The 3,552-nt window shown below is 64.5% G+C and carries 4 protein-coding genes; 1 reads left to right on the forward strand and 3 read right to left on the reverse strand.

What is annotated here, in order from left to right:
- Nucleotides 1-822 (forward strand): hypothetical protein (locus EN906_RS26900; protein WP_127375494.1); only part of this gene is annotated, 822 nt, incomplete at its 5' end.
- Here EN906_RS26900 and EN906_RS26905 read toward each other — a convergent pair.
- The 3 genes from EN906_RS26905 to EN906_RS26915 form a co-directional block, all read right to left on the reverse strand.
- Nucleotides 800-1,147, reverse strand: a complete 348-nt coding sequence (locus EN906_RS26905) for a DUF1491 family protein (RefSeq protein WP_127268163.1) — start codon at nucleotides 1,145-1,147, stop codon at nucleotides 800-802. The genes EN906_RS26900 and EN906_RS26905 overlap by 23 nt on opposite strands.
- A 69-nt stretch (nucleotides 1,148-1,216) precedes the next feature.
- Entirely contained in the window at nucleotides 1,217-2,014 is a 798-nt protein-coding gene (locus EN906_RS26910) for a peptidoglycan-binding protein (RefSeq protein WP_127268164.1), read from the reverse strand.
- Nucleotides 1,989-3,552: PAS domain-containing sensor histidine kinase (locus tag EN906_RS26915; RefSeq protein WP_127375495.1), on the reverse strand; the 1,564-nt coding region annotated here is incomplete at its 5' end. The genes EN906_RS26915 and EN906_RS26910, both read right to left, overlap by 26 nt.

Below are 3,552 nucleotides of genomic sequence, written 5' to 3' on the forward strand. Positions count from 1 at the left end.
CCCGCCGCCCTGGTGCGCCGCCTTTGCGAGGAACCGGTCGACATTGCCGCGCCGCTGCTCATCCGCTCACGCGCCGTCAGCGACATCGATCTCATCGCGCTGATCGGGCGACATGGCCTGCCGCATGCACGTGCCATCGCGCGCCGCAAGGGCTTGAACCCGACCATCGCTGATCTGATCAGGGCCCTCGAGAGGCCAACCCTGGTGCGCGCTCCGCAACCGGATGCGAACGCCGCCGCGGCAGACAAGATCGCGCCAGCGAGCACGGAAACCGCCTCTGACGAGCCCGCCCGGGAACAGGCACTCGGCATCGCGGCTGAGAATGCACGGCGCAGGCTGCGCTCGATGATGCGCACGGGCGACGAGGCGGCAGCGACGAACGCCGATCCTTTCAAAGGCGCCGACACCTATGTGAAATTGCGCGAGACAGCGCTGACGGGAAACGCCGCGTTCTTCCAGACCGCGCTCGCCGATGCACTCGATATCGATTTCGAGATCGCGCGATCGCTCACCGCCAACCAGAATTATGCCTCGCTGCTTGCCGCCTTGCGCTCGCTCGACCTCAGCGAAGACAGGGCCTTCCTGATCACGGTTGCCGTCTATCCCAACCAGTTCCCGCATCCGCAGGCTATCCGCACCTTCCTCGACCGTTACCGGCTGCTGCATCGTGAAGCGGCCCAGGACAAGATGCGATCGTGGCGGGCGGAAGCCCTTTCAAGGGTGGTTCGCGGCGCAGCACCTGCCAACGGCGATACACGCACCGCCTCGAACAGCGACGATGCGGCGGCTTCGTCCGGCCTCAGGGCGTCTTCACGGAAATAAGCTCCTCGACGGGCACGGTGCCGGCCTCGATCTCGACCACCCAGATATCGGGATCGAATTTTTTCTCCCTTTCCAGCCTGGCGTCGAGCACTGTGGCATCCTCGCCGGTTCCGAGCTGAGTGAAAAACCGGTCGTCGGGCTTGGCCGAATCATAGCTTGTCTGCGGCGCCGGCCCGAACAGGGCAACCTCACCCAGCCTGCCCCGCGCCAGCACGAACACAGCGCCGGCCTCGGTCGCGCCGCGCTTGACCACGGCGGCAAATCCCCCGGCGCCGAAAACCCGGCGCAACAGGGCCGAGACCCACAGATCCGATGTGACGCGCATGAGAGAGCTCCCGAAACTGCCGGTTCTCTATCGATATTTCCGCCGCTGGGCGAGCCGTCGTTTCAGCCGTCAGTTGGTCAGGCCGATCTCGCGCATCTTGACGTAGACGATCTCATCGGGCTCGCCGGTCTGCGGCAGCCCGAACAGCGACTGGAATTCCTTGATCGCCGCCTTGGTGCGCGCGCCGACGACACCATCCAGCTGCATGTCGTCATTGCCGAACGCCTTGAGCCCGGCCTGGATCTTGACGATGCGGGCATCGGGCGCTTGCGTCTCGGCATCCGCCTGCCCGGAATTTGTCTGTCCTGAACCTGTCTGCAAAGACACCGGAACGGCGGCCGGCATATCCGGGCGCGGCTGCGGCCTGGGTACGACGGAAGCGGTTTTCGGCGTCGCGCCCAGTTGATCGAGCAGAAGCGCGTCGATCTCGCCGGACGCGTTGAGCCCGACCTTCTGCTGATAGTCCTGGATGGCCTTGCGGGTGTTGGGTCCGGAAATGCCGTCGACCGTTCCCGAATAGAAATCAAGATCCTTCAATATGCCTTGCACCTGCTCGACAACCGGATCGCCCTTGATCGGTGCCGGCGCGCCGGATGGCCGCACGATGTTGAACGTCGTTTCCGGCTCGTCGGGCGCCGCGTGCGGAAAGCCCGCAATGCTGCGGGTCGCGAAGAATGCGCCGGCATGCGGGAAAGGCTGGTACCACAAGGCATTCGCAGAGACGTAGAACAGCGTCACCAGGAATGCCGTCGAGCCGCCCACCAGGACAGGGTTGCGCGAGATCATTCCGCCGACGGCGACAGCGCCGTCCTGAAAGGCGTTGCTGCGACGCTTGACCGCCTTAGCCTGTTTTGCGGAGCGAGCCATTTCTGTCCCCTTTCGCCATCGCTACAGGCATGGTCAGCACGCCGGCCTTCTCCGCCTGATGTCCCTTCGGTCCGTTCACCGGCAAGCTGATGGTCACCGTGGTGCCCTCGCCCGGCATGCTTTCGATGGACATCGTGCCTTCGTGCAGCGCCACCAGGCCCTTGACCAGTGAAAGGCCAAGACCAGTCCCCTCGAAACGGCGGGTATAGTCGTTCTGGATCTGCATGAAGGGCTTGCCGGGATTGGCGAAATCCTCCTCGGCGATGCCGATGCCGGTGTCCCTGACCCAGAAATGCAGGCGCGAACCGATCCGCTTGGCACCGACGACGACGTCGCCGCCGTCGGGGGTGAACTTGATCGCATTGGAGACCAGGTTGATCAGCATCTGCTGTACGGCGCGCTGGTCGGCATTGATGTCGCCGGCGTCCGGCGCGATCTGCGCCCGCAGATCGATGTTCTTGGCCTGCGCCTGCAGCTGCATCATCGACTGGCACATGTCGACCGCTTCCGCGAACCGGAACGGCTCCGGCTCGGTCGCATAAACGCCAGATTCAATCCTGGACACGTCGAGTATCGAGGTTACGACGGCGAGCAGATGCTGGCCCGAATCCCTCACCAGGCCGACATATTCCTTCTGGCGCGGATCCTTGAAGCCGCCGAACATCTCATGCAGCAGCATATCCGAGAAGCCGATGATGGCATTCAACGGCGTGCGCAGTTCGTGGCTGACCACCGCCAGGAAGCGCCCCCTCGCCACTTCGGCGGATGCGGCCGCCTCATTGGCCGCCGCGAGATCCTCGCGCAACCGGGCGATCTCGTCATTCTCGCGCAGGACGAGCGTAAAGACGTCACTCTGTTCCTCACCGCGCACCAGATCAAGCGAGAACGGGCGGTAATTGTCGGCCGTCAGGCTATTGCCGTTCTGAGGCAGGCGGATGCGCAATTCGAGCCGGCGCGACAGCGCACCGTCGCGCATGTCGGCCATTGCGCTGAGATAGGAAACGCGATCCGACAGATGGACGCGATCGAAGAGGCCGTTTCCAGACAGCAGTTCGGGCGGCAGTTTCAAAAGCGTGCGCGCTTTCGGCGACGCGTCCAGGACCTCGCCATGGCGGGCGACCCGCAAGACCACCGCATCGATGATTTCTTCGAGCCGGTCGGCAGTGTCGACCACAGCCGCGTCGGCCGTGTTTTGAAACGCCGATGCACGCGGCATCAGCGTAAGCGCCCACGCCAACGGCACCAGCCAGTGCCACGCCGCGATCTGCGCTCCTGCGAACGGAAATACGGTTCCAGCCAAAGGCTGAGCCAGGATGGCGACAGCGGCCGACACGGCTCCCCACAGTGCTGCACGTCGCGAGCCGCCGATCCACCAGGCTTCGAAAGGCAGCGCCAGGACAAGCATGGCGACAGGCGAACTCAGCCCGCCCGCGGCGGCAATGAGACTGCCGAGAGAAATGCCGGCCAGCATCAGGGCGAGCCCACTCGCCATCGCCATCTTGCCGGTCGCCGCCACCAGTAAGGCGACGAACCAGCAC

Source organism: Mesorhizobium sp. M7A.F.Ca.CA.004.06.1.1 (assembly GCF_003999135.1).
Taxonomy (GTDB): Bacteria; Pseudomonadota; Alphaproteobacteria; order Rhizobiales; family Rhizobiaceae; genus Mesorhizobium.